The sequence below is a fragment of the Hyphomicrobium sp. NDB2Meth4 genome (genome assembly GCF_900117445.1).
Taxonomy (GTDB): domain Bacteria; phylum Pseudomonadota; class Alphaproteobacteria; order Rhizobiales; family Hyphomicrobiaceae; genus Hyphomicrobium_A.
This window is the reverse complement of sequence record NZ_FPEJ01000005.1, coordinates 223,617-242,563: the sequence shown is the minus strand read 5'-3', so window position 1 is coordinate 242,563 and position 18,947 is coordinate 223,617. Positions and strand designations below refer to the sequence as shown.

General features: G+C 62.3%; 19 protein-coding genes and 3 tRNA genes. 13 read left to right on the top strand and 9 right to left on the bottom strand.

Features of this window, described 5'->3' with window-relative positions; translation table 11 throughout:
- The first annotated feature begins 70 nt into the window (after positions 1-70).
- The gene (locus tag NDB2M4_RS10035) at positions 71-811 is read left to right on the top strand and encodes a Crp/Fnr family transcriptional regulator (protein ID WP_072374121.1); all 741 of its coding nucleotides are present in this window, start codon (positions 71-73) and stop codon (positions 809-811) included.
- A gap of 88 nt (positions 812-899) precedes the next feature.
- Here the strand turns inward: NDB2M4_RS10035 and NDB2M4_RS10030 are convergent, their stop codons facing one another.
- Positions 900-1,397: a four-helix bundle copper-binding protein gene (locus NDB2M4_RS10030; RefSeq protein ID WP_072374118.1), complete on the bottom strand. Its 498-nt coding sequence runs from the start codon at positions 1,395-1,397 to the stop codon at positions 900-902.
- Positions 1,398-1,705: 308 nt separating this feature from the next.
- Here NDB2M4_RS10030 and NDB2M4_RS10025 point away from each other — a divergent pair, with 308 nt between their 5' ends.
- Positions 1,706-2,128: a hypothetical protein gene (locus tag NDB2M4_RS10025; protein ID WP_072374115.1), complete on the top strand. Its 423-nt coding sequence runs from the start codon at positions 1,706-1,708 to the stop codon at positions 2,126-2,128.
- Positions 2,129-2,305: 177 nt separating this feature from the next.
- Here the strand turns inward: NDB2M4_RS10025 and sseA are convergent, their stop codons facing one another.
- Complete coding sequence (gene sseA, locus NDB2M4_RS10020) at positions 2,306-3,178, bottom strand: 3-mercaptopyruvate sulfurtransferase (protein WP_072374112.1); 873 nt, start codon at positions 3,176-3,178, stop codon at positions 2,306-2,308.
- A gap of 124 nt (positions 3,179-3,302) precedes the next feature.
- The gene (locus NDB2M4_RS10015) at positions 3,303-4,343 is read right to left on the bottom strand and encodes a cysteine synthase A (RefSeq protein WP_072374109.1); all 1,041 of its coding nucleotides are present in this window, start codon (positions 4,341-4,343) and stop codon (positions 3,303-3,305) included.
- Positions 4,344-4,789: 446 nt separating this feature from the next.
- Between NDB2M4_RS10015 and NDB2M4_RS10010 the strand changes: the two genes are divergently transcribed.
- The 11 genes from NDB2M4_RS10010 (at position 4,790) to NDB2M4_RS09960 (ending at position 14,573) form a co-directional block, all read left to right on the top strand.
- Positions 4,790-4,874, top strand: a tRNA-Leu gene (locus NDB2M4_RS10010).
- A gap of 53 nt (positions 4,875-4,927) precedes the next feature.
- The gene (tig, locus tag NDB2M4_RS10005) at positions 4,928-6,283 is read left to right on the top strand and encodes a trigger factor (RefSeq protein WP_072374106.1); all 1,356 of its coding nucleotides are present in this window, start codon (positions 4,928-4,930) and stop codon (positions 6,281-6,283) included.
- A gap of 164 nt (positions 6,284-6,447) precedes the next feature.
- On the top strand, positions 6,448-7,098 hold the full coding sequence (locus NDB2M4_RS10000; RefSeq protein ID WP_072374103.1) for an ATP-dependent Clp protease proteolytic subunit: 651 nt from the start codon (positions 6,448-6,450) through the stop codon (positions 7,096-7,098).
- Between the two features lie 344 nt (positions 7,099-7,442).
- Positions 7,443-8,696, top strand: a complete 1,254-nt coding sequence (clpX, locus tag NDB2M4_RS09995; RefSeq protein ID WP_072374100.1) for an ATP-dependent Clp protease ATP-binding subunit ClpX — start codon at positions 7,443-7,445, stop codon at positions 8,694-8,696.
- A 288-nt stretch (positions 8,697-8,984) separates the two neighbouring features.
- Positions 8,985-11,408 (top strand): endopeptidase La, encoded by a 2,424-nt coding sequence (lon, locus tag NDB2M4_RS09990; RefSeq protein ID WP_072374056.1) that lies wholly within the window; start codon positions 8,985-8,987, stop codon positions 11,406-11,408.
- Positions 11,409-11,560: 152 nt separating this feature from the next.
- Entirely contained in the window at positions 11,561-11,965 is a 405-nt protein-coding gene (locus NDB2M4_RS09985) for an HU family DNA-binding protein (RefSeq protein ID WP_280173530.1), read from the top strand.
- A 271-nt stretch (positions 11,966-12,236) separates the two neighbouring features.
- A tRNA-Val gene (locus NDB2M4_RS09980) sits at positions 12,237-12,311 on the top strand.
- A 162-nt stretch (positions 12,312-12,473) separates the two neighbouring features.
- Positions 12,474-13,211 (top strand): class I SAM-dependent methyltransferase, encoded by a 738-nt coding sequence (locus NDB2M4_RS09975; protein WP_072374050.1) that lies wholly within the window; start codon positions 12,474-12,476, stop codon positions 13,209-13,211.
- 38 nt (positions 13,212-13,249) lie between these two features.
- Entirely contained in the window at positions 13,250-13,795 is a 546-nt protein-coding gene (locus NDB2M4_RS09970) for an AAA family ATPase (protein ID WP_139247186.1), read from the top strand.
- A 90-nt stretch (positions 13,796-13,885) separates the two neighbouring features.
- Positions 13,886-14,404, top strand: coding sequence for a DUF1993 domain-containing protein (locus NDB2M4_RS09965; RefSeq protein WP_072374044.1), 519 nt, complete (start codon positions 13,886-13,888; stop codon positions 14,402-14,404).
- Positions 14,405-14,496: 92 nt separating this feature from the next.
- Positions 14,497-14,573, top strand: a tRNA-Asp gene (locus NDB2M4_RS09960).
- Positions 14,574-15,285: 712 nt separating this feature from the next.
- Here the strand turns inward: NDB2M4_RS09960 and NDB2M4_RS09950 are convergent.
- Genes NDB2M4_RS09950 through NDB2M4_RS09925 form a run of 6 tightly spaced genes read right to left on the bottom strand, consistent with a single transcriptional unit; the run spans position 15,286 to position 17,743 of the window.
- Entirely contained in the window at positions 15,286-15,636 is a 351-nt protein-coding gene (locus tag NDB2M4_RS09950) for an A1S_2505 family phage non-structural protein (RefSeq protein WP_244536122.1), read from the bottom strand.
- A 54-nt stretch (positions 15,637-15,690) separates the two neighbouring features.
- A complete protein-coding gene (locus tag NDB2M4_RS09945) occupies positions 15,691-16,005 on the bottom strand; it encodes a hypothetical protein (RefSeq protein ID WP_072374036.1) in 315 nt (104 codons plus the stop codon).
- Positions 16,002-16,667: a nucleotidyl transferase AbiEii/AbiGii toxin family protein gene (locus NDB2M4_RS09940; RefSeq protein WP_072374033.1), complete on the bottom strand. Its 666-nt coding sequence runs from the start codon at positions 16,665-16,667 to the stop codon at positions 16,002-16,004. The genes NDB2M4_RS09945 and NDB2M4_RS09940 overlap by 4 nt, the downstream gene beginning before the upstream one ends.
- A gap of 49 nt (positions 16,668-16,716) precedes the next feature.
- Complete coding sequence (locus NDB2M4_RS09935) at positions 16,717-17,031, bottom strand: hypothetical protein (RefSeq protein ID WP_072374030.1); 315 nt, start codon at positions 17,029-17,031, stop codon at positions 16,717-16,719.
- Between the two features lie 59 nt (positions 17,032-17,090).
- Positions 17,091-17,450, bottom strand: coding sequence for a HepT-like ribonuclease domain-containing protein (locus NDB2M4_RS09930; RefSeq protein WP_171988067.1), 360 nt, complete (start codon positions 17,448-17,450; stop codon positions 17,091-17,093).
- Positions 17,447-17,743 (bottom strand): nucleotidyltransferase family protein, encoded by a 297-nt coding sequence (locus NDB2M4_RS09925; protein WP_072374027.1) that lies wholly within the window; start codon positions 17,741-17,743, stop codon positions 17,447-17,449. The genes NDB2M4_RS09930 and NDB2M4_RS09925 overlap by 4 nt, the downstream gene beginning before the upstream one ends.
- Positions 17,744-18,947: the final 1,204 nt, after the last annotated feature.

Below are 18,947 nucleotides of genomic sequence, written 5' to 3'. Positions count from 1 at the left end.
ACGAGCAACAAAGTTTATCAGCGCCCGAGCCCGCGCGTGTGCGCTGGGCTGTGGGGATTTGGCGAGAACAATGATGATGATGATCGAGGGGACGTTTGATCAGTCCGGTGATGGCCGTTCGGATCAGACAGAGGGAGATGGGGCAATTGCACCAGCTCGCCCGATATCGCGGCTTAGCATGACGCGGCAGCGGCGCGGCAGTACGGGAGTCGCCAGTCGTTCGATCTATGCGAAGCGGCACACTGTGTTTGATGAGCACGACGCCGCCGACGCAATTTTTGAGGTGATCTCTGGTGCAGTAATCATCACGCGCTGCAATGGGGCGGGTCAGCGGCAGGTGTTGGAAGTCGTCGGGCCAGGCGGCTTTGCTGGGATCGTCTCGGGCGCGCGCTATGGTTGCCACGCTGAGACGATGACACGAACTGTTTTGCGAAAGATCACGCGGCGCGCGATCGAGAAGTCGACCAATCTCCAGCGGATGGTGGGGCAGGTGCTGACGCACAAGGTCGAGAAGCTGCATGAGCAGGCCGGCATGCGGACGCGGATGTCGGCGACGCAGAGCGTGGCGGCCTTGATCCTCTCATTGCCGAAGGCGGAAGTCGCCACCGAAGGCGATGGCGATTATCGCCTCGCGCTGGCGCAGTCGGATATGGCGAGCCATTTGGGGCTTGCCATCGAGACCGTGTGTAGAGCGATCAAGAATTTGAAGGGGATCGGGGCGATCCGCACGTCGGGGCGCGAGTGGATCGAGGTGGTGAACGCCGAGTCGCTAGCGAGCTTTGCGGAAGCAGGACAATCGCCGAGCGGCTGACGGCTCGGGGCGGTATGCTTCCCGGGGTGTCAAACAGGACCAGCAGCGGTGCGGTGCTCCTCGGGGCACCGCTGCTGATCAAGATTGTTCAGATCAGTTTCTTGCACTCGTCGACGCAGACGCCGCAGGCTTCCCCGCAGGCCTTGCATTCGGCGTGGTGCTCTGCGTGCTTCTTGCACTCGGCTTGGCAGTCGCTGCAGATGTCAGCGCAAACCTTGGCGAACTCCTTCAGGCGTTTTGCGTCCAGAGCGCCAAGTCGTGCGAGCGCGGCGCATGCTGGCAGCATGGTCGAAACTGAGCGCAGGCAATCCTTCATCGCCTTGTCGCCGTCGCCGAGAAGGTCGATGCAATGGTTGGCGCAGATCTCGCCTTTCTTGATGCAATCGAACGCGGCATTGATCAGCGCCAGATGAGCCGGCGGGGCGCCGTGGTTACCGCCGCCATGGTCCATGTGATGATGGTCATGGCCTTCCTGGGCGCTGGCTGCGCCGGTGGCGAGTGCGGTGCCGGAGGCTGCGAGTGCGGCGAGAATCGCGCGGCGGTTGACGGCCGAGGTCTGGTCAGTCGTCTCGATAGAATCGGTCATTGGGCCTCTACCTTTGTGTGCGGCTTTGCGTGTTGTTGGACGTTCCGGGCGACGCAACAGGTTCGGATGTTCCCATATATGCCGGGTGCGGCGCCGGAGCCAGTCACGCGTCGCGCTGCGAATATCTGCCGTTGATCGCGAGAATAAGTCGGCGCTTGCTCGGTTCTAATTTTAGTCGAGTGGCAACAGACGCGTTGGCGCCATCGTAGCGATGCCTGCGGGTAGGCTTTGCCCGGCCCGAGCTTTGCGTCTTCGCTGGCGTGCGAAGCCTCGGTCGGAGGCTCGCACAGTCACAGAAGGATTGCTCAATGGCACAGGTCATTTCAACGGCAAGGCCGCAGGGTTCGACATCGGCGAGCCTCATCGTGATGCTGCTGGTGGCGGCTGCCGTGGGTGCAATCGTCGGTCGCTTGATCGGGTATTCGACCAATCCGGCCGTGCTGGCGATGGTCGCGGGTTTCGTTGCCACCATCGCCGCGGTGGTCGTGCGCAACAAGCTGCTGAACCGCGTGGCCGGCGTCGGGCCCGACGACTTCAGAATACCGATGGTGGTGGTGGTCTATTCGGCGATTGCTTCGATTGCCGGCAGCTTGCCAGGCAAAGAGCTGTTGGATCAGGCGGGCGGCAATTTTGCGCCGGAGTGGGTCGGGACTGTTGCGGGTTTGGGCTCGGCGATCCTGATGTCGTTCCTGATGATCACGTACTACATGAACCCGCAGTGCAGGTCTTGATTGAGTAGGTGACACGAGCTTCGACACGCTTGGTGTGCGGCGATCATAGTGCCGGTGGATAGCTGGCGCACGCGCCGGGCGCCCTTGGCGCCTGCCGCCTGACGGCGGCGAAGCGGGAGTCGTGGGATCAAGGTTGGGCCAGTCGCTGTTGGCGTCCGGCCCTGATTGTTTGCGAGGTTAGGCGAGTTCGCGAGCGGGGCCGGTCTCGACGGGCACGGATTGGTCGGCGCCCCACTCGGCCCAGCTTCCGTCGTAGACGGCTGCATTCGTCTGACCCAGCACGGCTAAGGCGAGCGACAGGATCGAAGCGGTGACGCCCGAGCCGCAAGTGGTGACGATGGGCTGGCGGGGATCGATGCCGGCTTCGGCAAAGATCTTGGCGAGTTCGGCTTCCGACTTGAGGGTGCCGTCAGCGTTGATCAGCGTTTGCGAGGGAACGTTGCGGGCGCCGGGGATGTGGCCGGAGCGCAGTCCGGGACGCGGCTCGGGCTCGGTGCCTTCAAAGCGCGGGGCGGGCCGTGCGTCGACGATCTGAGAGGTGTTCTTGGCGACGACCTTCTTCACGTCGTCGATGTCACGTATCAGCGAAGCATTGAGCAACGGAGAGAAGTGCCGCTCGGTGCGCTTGATGGGCGGGCCATCCTCGGTCTCGCGCCCTTCGGCCTTCCACTTCTTCAGGCCGCCGTTGAGAACGGCAACGTCCTCGTGGCCCATGGCGCGGAACGTCCACCAGGCACGGGCGGCGGAGAAGAGACCCAGCGTGTCGTAGACGACGATGCGCATGCCGTCGCCGACGCCCATCTTCTTCATGCGCGAGGCGAACTTCACCGTCGAGGGCAGCATGTGCGGTAGAGATGATTTCTCGTCAGTGAGGTCGTCGATATCGAAGAAGAGCGCGCCGGGGATGTGCTCCTGCATGTACTCCGCTTTGGGATCGCGACCGGCGGTCGGCAGATGCCAGCTGGCATCGAAGATCACAAGGTCAGGGGCGTCTAGATGCGAAGCGAGCCAGTCTGTCTCGACGATCCACTTCTTGGCGCTCTCCAGCACGTTTCCCTCTCTTACATCAGCGTGAACTATCCGCGCACGGCTTGTTTGGCCGCGCTTGCTAGCGACATAGGCAAAAGCGGCGTGGGCCGCAAGGATGGCGACCGCTTCTCCCGTCCAAACGAGGTCAGGTTGAGGCAAAAACCTCGGGAAGTGGCGATTTTTCCCCCTTGAGCCACGACGGCACGGGGAGAGATTTGCTTTCCAGGAACCCGGGGTTGAACAATCGCGACTGATAGCGGGTGCCGCTGTCGCACAACATCGTCACGATCGTGTGACCGGGCCCCAGCTCGCGGGCGAGGCGCACGGCACCGGCGACGTTGACGCCGCTCGAGGCGCCGACACAGAGGCCCTCTTCTCGCGTCAGGTAGAAGACGACGTTCAGAGCTTCCTCGTCGGAGATGCGGAAGGCAGTGTCGATGGGCGCGTCCTCGAGGTTCTTGGTGATGCGGCCTTGGCCAATGCCCTCGGTGATGGAGGAGCCCTCGGCCTTGAGCTCGCCGGTGGTGTAGTAAGAGTAGAGCGCGGAGCCGAAGGGATCGGCGAGCGCGATGCGAATGCCGTCGCGTCTGTCTTTCAGGCCGCGGGAAACTCCGCCGAGCGTGCCTCCGGAGCCGACCGCGGAGACGAAGCCATCGATGCGGCCCTCTGTGCCGTCCCAAATCTCAACCGCCGTCGTTCTCGTGTGGATGTCGCGGTTTGCAACGTTATCGAACTGGTTTGCCCAGACAGCGCCGTTCGGCTCAGTGGCGGCAAGAGTCTCAGCAAGGCGCTGGGAGTAGCGGACGTAGTTATTGGGGTTCTTGTAAGGGACCGCAGGAACCTCGACGACCTCGGCTCCGAGCAGGCGGAGAGTGTCCTTCTTCTCCTGGGACTGAGTATCGGGAATGACAATGACCGTGCGCAGCCCGAGGGCGTTGCCGAGCACGGTCAGGCCGATTCCGGTGTTGCCCGCGGTGCCCTCGACCACGGTGCCGCCGGGCTTCAAGCGTCCGCTTTCCATGGCCTCGGTGAGGATGCCCAGGGCGGCGCGGTCTTTCACGGAGGCGCCCGGGTTCATGAACTCGGCCTTGCCGAGGATGGTGCAGCCGGTTTCTTCAGATGGGCGGCGCAGGCGGATGAGGGGCGTGTGGCCGACGGCGGCGACGACGCTGGAACATGGTTGCAAGAGAGTGCTCCGTTGGGGACGCGGGCCCCAGTTTCGGTGGAATGTGATCGAGTGCCGGGTGTTTGCGGGGATTGTCAGCGCTCTTGATCGATCACGCCAGAGCCTCGTTGGCGCGGCTGGTCGAGGTGGTAGAGCCAAGGCGTCGCCGCGGTGGCAGGGCGCGCTGGATTTTCGTTTCCATCGCTTCGGCCCAGTTGGGATTGGCCTGCCGGGGAATTTACTAATTTTAGGGGCTGAACCCGCTGCAAAGGCAATGTGGGCAAATGGGGTGCCAGGTGCCAGGTCGAGGGGCCGGCGATGCGTTCCGCCGCGGGTGCGGCAAAGGGCGTTGCCTTTTGCGGGTCCAGGCAGATATACCTTCGCCGATCGATCCCGACAGCCGCAGCGACTTACCCTAAAAAGGTGAGATGGACTGGCTTCTGGCCGGCCTGAGGCGGGGGCGACGCGCGGGCGTGGCGGAATTGGTAGACGCGCTGGATTTAGGTTCCAGTGCCGCAAGGCGTGGGGGTTCAAGTCCCTCCGCCCGCACCACGCTTTGGCGATAGGAACGGAGCCCGTCGGGTTTACGAGCAGGTTGGAGAGCAATGCAGATTACCGAAACCAGCAGCGAGGGTCTGAAGCGGACGCTGCAAGTCGTTGTGCCGGCGGGTGAACTCGGCAAGCGCTTCGACGATCGCCTGGACGAGATCAAGGACCGCGTTCAGCTCAAGGGCTTCCGCAAGGGCAAAGTGCCGGTGCCGCATCTGAAGAAGATGTACGGCCGCTCGCTCATGGTCGAGGTGCTGCAGGAAGCCGTGCGCGAATCGTCGAACAAGGCGATCGCCGAGCGCAACGAACGCGCCGCGATGCAGCCGAATGTCAGCCTGCCGGAAGACCAGGACGAGATCGAGCGGGTGCTGTCGGGCAAGGCCGACCTCTCGTATTCGATGACGTTCGAGGTGCTGCCGGCGATCGAGCTGACGGATTTCACGAAGCTGAAGTTGGAGCAGCTGGTTGCGGACGTCGAGGATTCGGCGGTCGAGGAAGGCATCCAGCAGCTGGTTTCGCGCAGCCTTACCTTTGCGCCGGACGAGGCGCGGGCTGCCGAGAAGGGCGATCGCGTGACGATCGACTTCGTGGGCAAGATCGACGGCGAGGCCTTCGAGGGCGGCAGCGCCGAGGCGGCGCCGATCGTACTGGGCGAAGCCAATTTCATCCCGGGTTTCGAGGACGGGCTTCTTGGCGTGAAGGCGGGCGATGAGCGCAACGTCGAGGCGACCTTCCCGGCCGACTACCCGGTCGCGACGCTGGCCGGCAAGGCCGCTGTCTTCGAGGTGAAGGTAAAGGAGGTTGCGAGCCCGGTTCGCCCCGAGGTGAACGATGAGTTCGCCAAGACGCTGGGTGCGGAAAGTGTCGAGCAGCTCAAGGGCTTAGTGAAGGAGCAGATTGCTCGTGAGTACGGCAACGTCGCGCGCTCGAAGCTGAAGCGGCAGTTGCTCGATGCGCTGGAGAAGGCGCATTCGTTCGAGCTTCCTCCATCGCTGGTCGACAGCGAGTTTGCCGGCATCTGGCAGCAGCTCGAGGCCAACCTGAAGAGCGCGGGCAAGACCTTTGCGGACGAGGGCAAGTCCGAGGAGGAGACGCGCGAGGAGTATCGCAAGATCGCCGAGCGCCGCGTGCGCCTTGGGCTGGTGATCGGCGAGATCGCCGAGAAGAACGAGCTGAAGATCACCCAGGACGAGATGCGCCGTGCGCTCATGGAGCAGGCGCGCCGATTCCCGGGTCAGGAGAAGGCCGTCTACGAATACTACGAGAAGAACCCCGGCGCGCTGGCCGAGCTGCGGGCGCCGCTTTTCGAGGACAAGGTGGTCGACTTCATCATCGACAAGGCGAAACCGGTGGAGAAAAAAGTCTCCAAGGACGAGCTTTTCAAGCGGCCGGACGAAGCCGAGGAGGCGTAATCGGCTTCGGGGCTTACTATTCGGCTTCGGGGCTTCCTATATAGGTTCGCCGGCCCCCAGGTGGGGCTTGCGCCCGAGGGCGGCACTGCCCAAGAAAGTACAAAGCAGCGCGGCGCGATTCGAGTGCCGCGCGCTCCCCACGATCGAAGCAAAGGAAGACGACGATGCGCGACCCGGTCAGCACCTTGACGAACACGTTCTGGCCGATGGTGGTCGAGCAGACCAACCGGGGCGAGCGTGGCTATGATCTGCCATCGCGCCTGCTCAAGGAGCGCATTATCTTCGTGACGGGTCCGATCGAGGACCACATGGCTGCGTCGATCTGCATGCAGCTTTTGTTCCTCGAAGCGGAGAACCCGAAGAAGGAAATCTCCATGTACATCAACTCGCCGGGCGGTGTCGTCACGGCGGGCATGGCGATTTACGACACGATGCAATTCATCCGGCCGCAGATCGCCACGCTGTGCATCGGCCAGGCGGCTTCGATGGGCTCGCTGCTGCTGTGCGCGGGGGCCAAGGGCCTGCGTTATGCGCTGCCGAACGCCCGGATCATGGTGCATCAGCCTTCCGGCGGCTTCTCGGGCCAGGCCTCCGACATCGAGCGCCACGCCGAGGACATCATCAAGATGAAGCGGCGGCTCAACGAAGTGTACGTCAAGCACACCAATCAGCCCTACGAAGTCATTGAACGCACGCTCGACCGTGACTACTTCATGACTGCAGAGCAGGCTAAAGACTTCGGGATTATTGATAAGGTTCTAACGAGCCGCGATGAGGCCGATTTTGGCCCGATCGAGGGCAAGTCCGAGGCCTGATACGCTTAACCGACAAGCCGAATGGCCGCAGGGTGGACGGGGCGCTTGCCTCCCCGTCCAGGTGAGGTCATGCTGGGTTGGCTGAGGTCAGCGTGGCACCGTTGGAAAGCCGATGTTACGGCTAACCAGGGGAACGCCATAAAACTGTGGTAATCGGGTCGCTTCAGTAGCGTGTGGGCGGATATCCGTTAATCCAATCTTGATCTGGTGAACGCTAGCGTGCTCAGATCACTGTAATGGACTCGGACCCGCGCTCCGCACAGGGCGGCTGAGACAGGAATCTTTCCAAGGCGAGCGTCGGCGGTTCGGCGCACAGCAGCCCGAGGAGGGGTAAGACATCCGAGATGGCTCAAGAGAAAAACACTCTCTATTGCTCGTTTTGCGGCAAGAGCCAGCATGAGGTTCGCAAGCTGATTGCCGGACCGACCGTGTTCATCTGCGATGAATGCGTCGAGCTGTGCATGGACATCATCCGGGAAGAGAACAAGAACACCCTGGTGAAGTCTCGCGACGGCGTGCCGACCCCGCAGGAAATTTCCACGGTCCTCGACTCGTATGTCATCGGCCAGGACCACGCAAAGCGCGTGCTGTCAGTGGCGGTTCACAACCACTACAAGCGCCTCAACCACGCGTCGAAGAACAACGACGTCGAGTTGGCGAAGTCGAACATTCTGCTCGTTGGTCCGACCGGCTGCGGTAAGACGCTTCTGGCCCAGACCCTGGCGCGCATGCTGGACGTTCCGTTCACCATGGCCGACGCCACGACTCTCACCGAGGCGGGCTATGTCGGCGAGGACGTCGAGAACATCATTCTGAAGCTGCTGCAGAACGCCGACTACAACGTCGAGCGGGCGCAGCGCGGCATCGTCTACATCGACGAGGTCGACAAGATCTCGCGCAAGTCCGACAACCCGTCGATCACGCGCGATGTGTCGGGCGAGGGCGTGCAGCAGGCACTGCTGAAGATCATGGAAGGCACCGTTGCCTCCGTGCCTCCGCAGGGCGGCCGCAAGCATCCTCAGCAGGAGTTCCTGCAGGTCGACACGACGAACATCCTGTTCATTTGCGGTGGCGCGTTTGCGGGTCTGGAGAAGATCATCTCTCGCCGCGGCAAGGGCACGTCGATCGGCTTCGGTGCGAAGGTCATCGGAGCTGACGAGCGCCGCACTGGCGAGGTTCTGCGCGGCGTCGAGCCGGAGGATCTGTTGAAGTTCGGGCTTATCCCCGAGTTCATCGGTCGTCTGCCGGTCATCGCGACGCTCGAAGACCTCGACGAGGATGCTCTCGTGCAGATCCTCATGGAGCCGAAGAACGCGCTGGTTAAGCAGTATCAGCGCCTGTTCGAGATGGAAGACGTCAAGCTGACGATCACAACGGATGCGCTCAAGGCGATTGCCCGCAAGGCGATCGAGCGCAAGACGGGTGCTCGCGGTCTGCGCTCCATCATGGAAGGCATCCTGCTCGACACCATGTTCGATTTGCCAGCACTCAAGGGCGTCGAAGAAGTCGTCATCGGCCCGGAAGTCGTGGAGGGCAGTGCGCGTCCGTTGCGCATCTACTCCGACCGGGTGGATGAAAAGGGATCGAGCGCGTCTTGATCGTGGGGTCGCCGGAGGGTTGGCGACTCTTTTCACCGGAAATATTCTGTCGCGCGCCTGTTGGCGGGCGGCTCTTGATCCAGCGGCAGACGGCCCCATTTCAAAAGGGCCTCTGCCTCTGCGATGCTGCGGAGTTGTGGGTTGAGGTCAGAAACGCATAGAGGCTGATGCGATCTCTGCCTCAAAACGGCCAGGGCTTGCGACTTCGATGTCCTGGATGAGCGCCGATAGGCTATGCTGCGGCATTGCGTTGAGGCGAAATTGCAGGCGGCCACGATAGGTAGCGAAATGGGCGACGACACGAAGAACAAAGACAAGACGGCTGGTAAGGGTCTTTATCCGGTCCTGCCGCTGCGCGACATCGTGGTGTTCCCGTACATGATCGTCCCGCTGTTCGTTGGTCGCGACAAGTCGATCAACGCGCTGGAAGAAGTGATGCGCTCCGACAAGCACATCCTGCTTGCTGCGCAGAAGAACGCTGGCGACGATGATCCGGCGACCGATGCGATCTACCCGGTCGGTACGCTTGCGTCCGTGCTGCAGCTGTTGAAGCTGCCCGATGGCACTGTGAAGGTGCTCGTCGAAGGTACGACGCGCGCGCGCATCCAGCGCTACACGGACAACCCGAACTACTTCGAAGCCGAGGTCGAGCCCGTGCCGGAGGAGATCGGCGCGAAGGACGAGATCGAGGCGCTGGCCCGTTCTGCGGTCGCGCAGTTCGAGAGCTATGTGAAGCTCAACAAGAAGATTTCGCCGGAAGTGCTGGGCAACGTCGCGCAGATCGAGGACTACTCGAAGCTGGCCGACACGATCGCCTCGCATCTTGCGATCAAGATCGCCGACAAGCAGGAGATCTTGGAGACCTCGACGATCTCCGAGCGTCTGGAGCGCGTCTACACGCTCATGGAGAGCGAGATCTCCGTGCTGCAGGTGGAGCGCAAGATCCGTTCGCGCGTGAAGCGCCAGATGGAGAAGACGCAGCGCGAGTACTATCTCAACGAGCAGATGAAGGCGATCCAGAAGGAGCTCGGCGACAGCGACGAGCGCGACGATATCGCCGAGTTCGAAGAGAAGATCGAGAACACCAAGCTCTCGAAGGAGGCCCGCGACAAGGCGCTTGCCGAGCTGAAGAAGCTCAAGCAGATGAGCCCGATGTCGGCGGAAGCCACCGTCGTGCGCAACTATCTCGACTGGCTGCTGTCGATCCCGTGGGGGATCAAGGGCAAGGTCAAGAAGGATCTCGACGAGGCCCAGCTGGTTCTCGATGCGGAGCACTATGGTCTCGAGAAGGTCAAGGAGCGCATCCTCGAGTATCTCGCGGTGCAGGCCCGCACGAACAAGCTGAAAGGCCCGATTCTGTGCCTCGTCGGACCGCCCGGCGTCGGCAAGACGTCGCTCGGCAAGTCGATCGCGAATGCCACGGGCCGTGAGTTCGTGCGCATGAGCCTCGGCGGCGTGCGCGATGAGGCCGAGGTGCGCGGTCACCGCCGCACGTATATCGGCTCGATGCCCGGCAAGGTCATTCAGTCGATGCGCAAGGCGAAGCGGACCAACCCGCTGTTCCTGCTCGACGAGATCGACAAGATGGGCTCGGACTTCCGGGGCGATCCGGCAGCGGCGCTGCTGGAGGTGCTGGATCCTGAGCAGAACGGCACGTTCAACGACCATTACCTCGAGGTCGATTACGACCTGTCGAACGTGATGTTCGTGACGACGGCCAACACGCTCAACATTCCGCCGGCCCTGATGGACCGCATGGAGATCATCCGTCTTGCGGGTTACACCGAGGACGAGAAGATCGAGATCGCCAAACGCCACCTCATTCCGGGGCAGCGTCAGGCGCATGGTCTGGAGCAGAACGAGTGGACCGTCGACGACAGCGCGCTGCTGGAGTTGGTGCGTCGCTACACGCGTGAAGCGGGCGTGCGCTCGCTCGAGCGCGAGGTGGCCAAGCTCGCCCGCAAGGCTGTGAAGGAGATCCTTACCTCGCAGAACAAGACGGTCGTCGTCACTGCATCGAATCTCGAGCAGTACCTCGGCGTGCCGAAGTATCGCTACGGCGAGGCCGAGCTCGAGGATCAGGTGGGTATCGTCACCGGTCTTGCATGGACCGAGGTGGGCGGCGAGCTGCTGACCATCGAAGGCGTGATGATGCCGGGCAAGGGCAAGATGTCGGTCACCGGCAACTTGCGCGACGTGATGAAGGAGTCGATCCAGGCCGCTAACGCTTACGTGCGCTCGCGGTGCGTGGACTTCGGTATCCATCCGTCCCTGTTCGAGAAGAAGGACATCCACGTGCACGTGCCGGAGGGCGCGACGCCGAAGGATGGTCCCTCGGCAGGCGTCGCCATGGCGACCACGATCGTCTCGGTGCTGACGGGCATTCCGGTGCGCAAGGACGTTGCGATGACGGGCGAGATCACGCTGCGCGGCAGGGTTCTGCCGATCGGTGGTCTCAAGGAAAAGATGCTTGCCGCGCTGCGCGGTGGCATCAAGACCGTCATCATCCCCGAGGAGAACGTGAAGGACCTCTCGGAGATTCCGGTCGAGATTAAGAACAAGATGGAGATCATCCCGGTGGGGCGCGTAGACGAGGTGCTGAAGGCGGCGCTGGTGCGTGTGCCTGAACGGCTCGTCTGGGACGAGGCGGCTGAGGCTGCTGCCGTCAAGGCAGAAGAAGCAAACGCCGGTTCGCGTGTGACTGCCCACTGACGCTCATCTGCGCATTCACCAAGGTGAGCGCTGATAAGTTTTTGATGCAACTCAAGTAACCTCGCGGCCACCAAACCGCGAGGTTTCTTGTTCCTGATCCGTGCGCGTCAAAACGTTCATTTCCCCAGGTTTTTCGGGCAAAATCGGGGGTTTTGCCCCTTGACGCAGCCCGTCATTGGGCGCTTCTCTCACGCACTGTTGCGGCTTTAGCAACACGGCGGACCCCTAACTCCCGCCAACTCCTCCCCCAAGTCGCAAATCCGAATGCAAAGGACGGACACGATATGAGCAAGAAAGATCTGATCGACGCCGTCGCGAAGGAAGCCGAGCTCACGAAGGACAAGGCCACCGTGGCGGTGGATGCCGTGCTCGAGCACATCCGCACCGCGATGCGTGAAGGCCATGAGGTCCGCATTCCGGACTTCGGCACCTTCAAGGTTGCCGCGCGCAAGGCTCGCGAGGGCCGCAACCCGGCGACCGGCGCCACGATCAACATCCCGGCGTCGAAAGTGCCGAAGTTCAGCCCCTCGAAGGGTCTCAAGGACGCTCTCAATTAAGCGGCCCTAAATCTACGGGAATGCTTCGGCGCGTCGCGATGCTTGCGGCGCGCCTTTGTTTTTTGCGGGTGACGCAAGCGGTGGGAAGCTTTGTATGCGGCGGGCGTCGTGTGAGCTGAAACCCGGCGCTCGCGCCGGGCTCCCTTGGCGCCTTGCCGCCTGCGGCGGCGGCATCTGGCTTTGGGGCCGGGCGTTGCGCCGATATGGGGCGTGCAGATTTCGACGCGGCGGCTTGCGGCGGTCAGCCAGGGCCGATATGGAATGCGTCGTCGGGCGGTTAGCTCAGTGGTAGAGCGCCTCGTTTACACCGAGGATGTCGGGAGTTCGACCCTCTCACCGCCCACCATCCCCTTCCCATTTTAACCACTTCGCTCCCTTCGCCGGCGCTCGCGCCGCGCTGGCAGGGATATTGCTGCGTAGCGTGCCGTTATGGCGCCCGCGGATTTGGCCGGGTGGAATCTTCGAGAGCTGCGGCGGTGGGTTGCCCATCGGTGTGCAAGGAGGAAGGATGCGCGCAGAAGGCGCGAGGCCGGAGGTGAGCGTCGCGGTTTACCGTGATTGCCTCTATCGCCACTTCGGTGACCGCGAGCCGCGGGAAGTGGAGTTTTTCATCAACGAGCGGCGTTTCGATATTTTGCGCGATACGCTCGGTCAGCACCTCGTGGGTGCGGATATTCTGAATGTCGCCTGCGGGCCGTTTGCGCTCGAATTCTACGTGGCGCCGGAGGCTGCGTCGGTCGATAGCTTCGACGTCGATGAGGCGCTGTCGCCCCTGCACGAGGAATTGTGTGCGCGCGGCCTGGTTCAGCGCAGCACGTTCCGAACGGCCGATGTCATGGCGTACGAGCCGCGGCGCAACTACGACGTAATCATCATCAACGACCTGTTCTACACCAAGTACGTCGACTTCTATCCAATCGCGGAAAAGTACGTCCGCTATCTGAAGCCCGGCGGACGGCTTTACTTCGACATTCTCGATGAACGCGCGGGGCCCATCTGGGCCGCGTTCGGCAAGGATGAGCGCTATCGCCGGTATGACCTCGAAGACGTGAGCCGCACTCTTGGCGCGCACGGTCTTTCGGTCGAGGCGCGCATACCTTCCATGGGCATCAAGGGCGGGTTGGATGGCATGATGCGCCGACTGATGTGGGGCGCGTCTTCCATCGCCAACAACTTCATCTTCGTTGGCAGGCGCCTCGCGTGGATGGTGGCTGTTCCACTCGGTTTTCCTGAACTCCTGCCTTAGCCACTCAGCGGCGCATCTGGAAAAGGGGGCAGACGGCAGTGACTGGCACTGATCGGCTTATCGTGATTACCGGCGGGCCTGGGTCCGGCAAGAGCACGCTGGTTGCGGCCCTGGCGGCGCGCGGCTTCCACTGCATGCCCGAAGCGGGACGGGCCATCATCCAGGATCAGGTTGCGATCGGCGGGGATGCGCTCCCGTGGGCCGACCGGGCGAAGTTCGCCGAACTGATGCTCGCCTGGGACATGCGATCCTATCGAGATGCGGCAGGCCTCAGCGGCCAGGTGGTGTTCGATCGCGGCATTCCAGACGTGATCGGCTACATCGCCCTGAGCGGGCTCGAAGTGGGGCCGCACTTCGAGGCCGCGGCGCGGACGTTCCGATATCGCCGGCAAGTGTTCATCGCGCCGCCGTGGCCGGAGATCTACGAGCGGGATGCGGAGCGGCGGCAGTCGCAGGACGAGGCCGAGGCGACATACCGCGCGTTGGACGCGGCTTATCGAGGGCTCGGTTATGAGCCCATCGCGCTGCCGCGCACATCGGTGGCGGCGCGCGTTGATTTCATCGTGCGCGAGATTGCCCGCTAGCTGTGTCTTGCCGTTCGCCTGTCGCCGCCCAATCTACTGCGCGGCAAGGATCGCCAGAGGCGACCAGCCGGCGGATAGGGAGATAGGTTCATGGCACTGTCGATGTACGATGCATCGGTTCCAGCGTTCCAGCGCAGCCTCAAAGCGCTCGATGCCATTCTCGACAAGGCGATCGCCTATGCCGATGCGCGCAAGTTCGATACGGCGGTGCTCGTGTCGTCGCGGCTGGCACCGGACATGTATCCGTTCGCCCGGCAGGTGCAGATGGCGAGCGATCACGCCAAGGGCTGTCCGGCGCGGCTGGCAGGGGTCGCGGTGCCGAGCTTTGCCGATACCGAGGGGACGATCCCCGAGTTGAAGGGGCGGATCGCCAAGACGCTGGATTTCATCGGCACCTTGAGCCGCGAGCAGATCGACGGGTCGGAGGAGCGGGCCGTCTCGCTCAAGGCGGGGCCGCGCGAGCTACACTTCAAAGGCCAGGATTATCTGGTGTTCTTTGCGCTGCCGAACTTCTATTTCCACCTCACCACGGCCTACGCCATCCTGCGCCATAATGGCGTGCCGGTGGGCAAGCTCGATTTTCTGGGAGCCTCCCAAGGCTTAATCTGATTTCTGCATCAGAGTTCCTTGACTTCCACCGGCGGTCCACGTAGATGATCGCCTCGTGGCAAGCGCGTCCTCTGGGGCGCGCATTTTTGACTGCGGGAGTAGCTCAGTTGGTTAGAGCGCCGGCCTGTCACGCCGGAGGCCGCGGGTTCAAGTCCCGTCTCTCGCGCCACCTTACCCCATTGAATAACCAAGAAAAAGCGCCTGCCGATAACGGCGGGTTTGCGGGCGCTGCGGCGCCGGGTAAGCAATAGGTAATCATTTGGATTTGTATGCCGCTGTGTGGGGGTAGGTCCGCGCGGCGAGCCAGGTATCGAGGGCCGATAGTCGGTAAAGGATTCTGCTGCCGCGGTTGCCGAACTGGATGAAAGGTGGCCCGCCGCCGAGGACACGGTATTTTGCCAGTGTTTGCGGGGACATGCGGACATAGTGGGCAGCTTCTTTCGTGTTGAGGAGGGGGTCAGTTGAGCTTGGTAGTGAGGAGGGTAATCGAAGGCTTCTGGGGGGGGGGGCGGGGGGGCGTTTCAGGGGGATCATCGGCTCGCCTAAAAAACCTGTGGATAAAGTGGTGTGAGGACGCGTCTGGGCATTTGTGATGTGTGGGCGTGGAGCGAGCGACGGTTTTTTCCTAGGTACGCTTTACTACGACGGTTGGGGGGGTGCGGTTGCGCAACAGGGGGTGTGGCGACAGCATTAGCGGGTGCGGCGCGTGCCTGTTTCGTGGGCTGCTGGAATAGATGCAAGGGTGGCGTGGGTATACGCTTAGCCCACGGTACAGCGGAGGCGCCAAGGCCCAGACGGTGAGCGTGATGCCCTGACAAGGGGCGTCCGTTAAAATGCAGGAATCGGCCTCGCGTATGCGCCCGGTTCCTGCGTGAACCGCTTCACGATCGGTCCCGCTCAAGATGCCTTCCCCACTCCGGCGGCCGCAGCACATTTCCCGGAGCATCGGCAAACAGCGGCGCGACCTGCGCATCGCGGTAGCCGGCCAACCCGCAGCCGACGCGGGTCAGATAGAACGCCAGATCGTGTCGGGCGTGCGCGAACGCCACGAACAGCTCCGCATGGCGGCGGATGTGATCCAACGGCAACGTGTGCAGCGAAGCGGATTTGGTGGGCAGGGCGTACGAGCGGCCCAGGAGCCCCTCCCCTTGCCCGTAGACGGCGCCATAGAGCTGACGGGCGGTGAGCGCGGCTCCTTTTCCGTGGCGGCCGGCCAGGTTGGAGCCGAACACGAACACTCCGTTGGCTGGGGGCGTAAGGGGTGCTGTCCAGACGGGGGGCATTGACTATGCCCGGTCGATGGAGGGTTCGCGGTCGAAGGTGCGCCGGGGCATGGGAGGCGGCGGATAGCGTCCGACCTTGGCGTTCCAATACGACCACGAGCGGGGGTCTATGATGCCGGGAGGGGCATGGTCGATGGCTTCGCGCAGGCCTTCGGTGCGGATGTGGCCGAGAAGGAGTGCCATGTCCTCGTCGGTGGAGTGCTTCATGGCATAGGCCATGAGCTCAAGGGGATGGCGCAACGCTTCTGCGGGTTCCTTGAACCAAACGATGCGGCGCGCTGCGGCGAGGAAGGCGGGCGTGTGCGGAAAAGGGTTCATGCGCCCGGCTCCCGGTCGGTGCTCTTGTCGATGAGGCGCGTGGGGTCAACCGCGGCGGAGGCCTTGACGAGGCGCTTGCGGACATCCTGGGGGACGGAGGGTAGGTCGCCGTCGTCGAAATAGGTCAAGGCTTTGAGGGTGGGTGTCGGCTCGAACGCGGCTCCGTAGACTTTCTTGGCTGCGGCGAGGGCTTTGTTGAGGGTGATGCCGTGGCTGATAAGGGCGTCGACATCGAGATAGTCCTTGGCCTGGGCGCGGCTTTGTACGGTGAGCATTTTGGTGGCGGCTAAATCCAGGAGGGAGGCGACGGGAAGGTTGTTGCCTGTGGCGAACAGTGCCGGGTCGACGGGATGTTGCTTGGGGAGGCCGAAGAACGAAACCTTCACGGGATGATCGGTTCCGATGAGGCATGTGAGGGTGTTGGCTTCGTGTTGGATGACTTTGGCGTCGCGGAGGTAGGGTACGGATAGGTGGAGGTGTGTCGTGTCGACGTCGGCGAAAGCGAAGAAGTCGAAGTCGACGGATACGCGATGGCCGAGCTGGAGGGCAATGGCGGTGCCGCCGTACAGTATGAATTGCTGAGGGGTTTGCGAGAGGTCGGGCCACAGGCGCCGCTGCGCTGACGGAAGGATGTCGAGCCGGGGGCTGAAGGTGCTGGCCATGTTGCCTGAATCATACGGCAAGGGACGTGGCGCTTCCACCGGTTGGGTGCTATTTTTTGCCATTCCAGCGTTCGTACTGCCGCTCGAACCAGGTCTTCTCGCCCAGGTGTTCGGCAACGGCGGTGGCGACATAAGGGTCTGACGATTTGGGTGCAAGTTCCCGCAGCAGCCCTTCCATGACGCTGTGGAGGCTTTTTGCGACCTGCTGCTCCAGTTCACCCACTGCCTTCTCGGAAAACGTCTCCACGGGTCCTGCAAGCGGCCAGTAGCGCATGAACCCTTTCTCGCGGGGGTAGGTCTGGAAAGAGAACACCTCGATGAGCTTGCGGGCGAGTTTGTCGTAGTCGGCCTGGGTGTAGTGCATGGGGAGCTATGGCTGAAGGCGCGAGCGGTGCTGACCGGGGTTGGGTGAGCGGCCGGGGGTCATACAGGGGCCAGGGTATTCTCGGTATTGACCAGCAATTGCTTTACGATCGGACGTAGCGTGGGCAGATGGACCGTTGCGGCATCCCAAAGGATGTTGAGGTCGATGCGGTGGTATTCGTGTTTGATCTTGGTGCCCATGCCGATGATGTCTTGCCAGGGAACTTGGGGGCTTTGTTGCCTGACGGGTTCGGGCAGTTTGTTCGCCGCCTCGGCGATGATCATGAAGGCATGGAGAAGGACGTAGCGGAGGTCGAGGTCGGTTGCCAGGTCTTCGGGTTGCCGGCCTGCGACGCGTGCCAGGACGACGTCTATGTTGGCGTCGATGTCGTAGAGGCGGGGCCGGATGCTTCGGGTCAAAGGACCCTCACGGCGGTGCGTTCGATTTCGGGTTTCAGAACCGGATGCAGCGAGGCGCGGGTGCAGAGGTCGATTTCCGCTTGAAGGGTTTCGTGCAGGGCGCGTTCCATCTGGCCGAATTCAAGCAGGCCTATTTTGACGGCGGGATCGGGGTCGAAGAACAGGTCTATGTCGGAGGTCTGGAGGGCTTCGTTACGCGCGGTGGAGCCAAAGAGGTAAAGGGCGGATACGCCCAGTCGGCGCATGAGGGGCTCGAGTTCACGGATTTTGGCGATGGCGCGGTCTTTGTCCATGTGGGCATTATATGATGCCGATAATGAATGGGGCAAAGGTTTTTCCTGACAGGTTATGTAATGGGCGTGAAATTGGTTTGAGGTGGCGAAGGGCAAAGCCCCCTTCCCTCAATCCAGAAACAAAATCCCAGTTTGAAATTTGAGAAGAGGTTTGAGAATAAGGGTTAGGAAAACGGTTGGGACGGTTAGTAGAGAGGTTTGTTCTATATATAGGGCTACCGTTTATGCGTAGCCGGTTTACCGATCATGCGTTGAAGCGGCTACCGATTATGCGCTGGGCCGCTACCGTTTATGCGCTGCAGGCGCTGGTTTTGCTACCGATTATGCGCTGGGCCTCTACCGTTTATGCGTAGGGCGCCCGGAACGCCGCGCTGGGCTTGGATTTTCAAAAGCGGCGTTGCTACCGATTATGCGTTGGGGGGATGGGGTGTCCGGTCGTCCCTGGCGAGCTGGCGGTGCGGATATGGGATTGCTACCGTTTATGCGTGGCGCGGACAGGCTGTTCGGGGCTGGAGCTTGTTTGCGGAAGGAGATCCGTTCGAAGGTTGTCTACCGATTATGCGTTGTGGGTCGGGGACGTGGCGGGGGGCGGGTGTTTCATGCAACTTACGGGTCACCTGTCTGGGCGGGGGCGCTACCGATTATGCGTAGGCATATTTCTGGAACTGCTACCGTTTATGCGTTGCGGAGCGGGGCGATGGCGTGGCGGCGTTGGGGTCGGGCTGTGCTGAGGGATGATGGGCCGCTACCGTTTATGCGTTGCGGAAGGGTGGAGCGGGCTACCGTTTATGCGTGCGGCGCGGGGGAAGCGGGCGCTACCGTTTATGCGTTGGTCGCCGCTACCGATTATGCGTGCAGCCGGTTGAGGGCAATGGCTGTGGTCGAGAAGCGAGGTCAAATCTATCAAGATGATGGCGGTCGGATTGCTACCGTTTATGCGTTGGAGCGGGTCGCGCGCGAAGGGAAGATGGGGTTACCGTTTATGCGTGGTGTGGGATAGGTGGCGGCTACCGATCTTACGTTCCACGATGGGGCGTAGGTTGGAAGTTCGGTGTCAGCTTTTTGGCGAGAGAGTTTGAGCTGGGGCGTGATTGCGTGGGGCCTGGCGAGGCCGATGCTTATAGAGGAGCGGAGAATACCGGCAGGCCGGGGCGACGCGCCCCTTCCCTTTTCGGGTGGTCCGGGGCGCGGAGCTGGGTAGGTC

Excerpts from the sequence above, each read along its gene's own strand:
- NDB2M4_RS10035 (WP_072374121.1), top strand. The coding sequence starts at position 71 with ATGATGATGATGATCGAGGGGACGTTTGATCAGTCCGGTGATGGCCGT.
- NDB2M4_RS10030 (WP_072374118.1), bottom strand. The coding sequence starts at position 1,397 with ATGACCGATTCTATCGAGACGACTGACCAGACCTCGGCCGTCAACCGC.
- NDB2M4_RS10025 (WP_072374115.1), top strand. The coding sequence starts at position 1,706 with ATGGCACAGGTCATTTCAACGGCAAGGCCGCAGGGTTCGACATCGGCG.
- tig (WP_072374106.1), top strand. The coding sequence starts at position 4,928 with ATGCAGATTACCGAAACCAGCAGCGAGGGTCTGAAGCGGACGCTGCAA.
- NDB2M4_RS10000 (WP_072374103.1), top strand. The coding sequence starts at position 6,448 with ATGCGCGACCCGGTCAGCACCTTGACGAACACGTTCTGGCCGATGGTG.
- clpX (WP_072374100.1), top strand. The coding sequence starts at position 7,443 with ATGGCTCAAGAGAAAAACACTCTCTATTGCTCGTTTTGCGGCAAGAGC.
- lon (WP_072374056.1), top strand. The coding sequence starts at position 8,985 with ATGGGCGACGACACGAAGAACAAAGACAAGACGGCTGGTAAGGGTCTT.
- NDB2M4_RS09975 (WP_072374050.1), top strand. The coding sequence starts at position 12,474 with ATGCGCGCAGAAGGCGCGAGGCCGGAGGTGAGCGTCGCGGTTTACCGT.
- NDB2M4_RS09965 (WP_072374044.1), top strand. The coding sequence starts at position 13,886 with ATGGCACTGTCGATGTACGATGCATCGGTTCCAGCGTTCCAGCGCAGC.
- NDB2M4_RS09945 (WP_072374036.1), bottom strand. The coding sequence starts at position 16,005 with ATGAACCCTTTTCCGCACACGCCCGCCTTCCTCGCCGCAGCGCGCCGC.
- NDB2M4_RS09940 (WP_072374033.1), bottom strand. The coding sequence starts at position 16,667 with ATGGCCAGCACCTTCAGCCCCCGGCTCGACATCCTTCCGTCAGCGCAG.
- NDB2M4_RS09935 (WP_072374030.1), bottom strand. The coding sequence starts at position 17,031 with ATGCACTACACCCAGGCCGACTACGACAAACTCGCCCGCAAGCTCATC.
- NDB2M4_RS09925 (WP_072374027.1), bottom strand. The coding sequence starts at position 17,743 with ATGGACAAAGACCGCGCCATCGCCAAAATCCGTGAACTCGAGCCCCTC.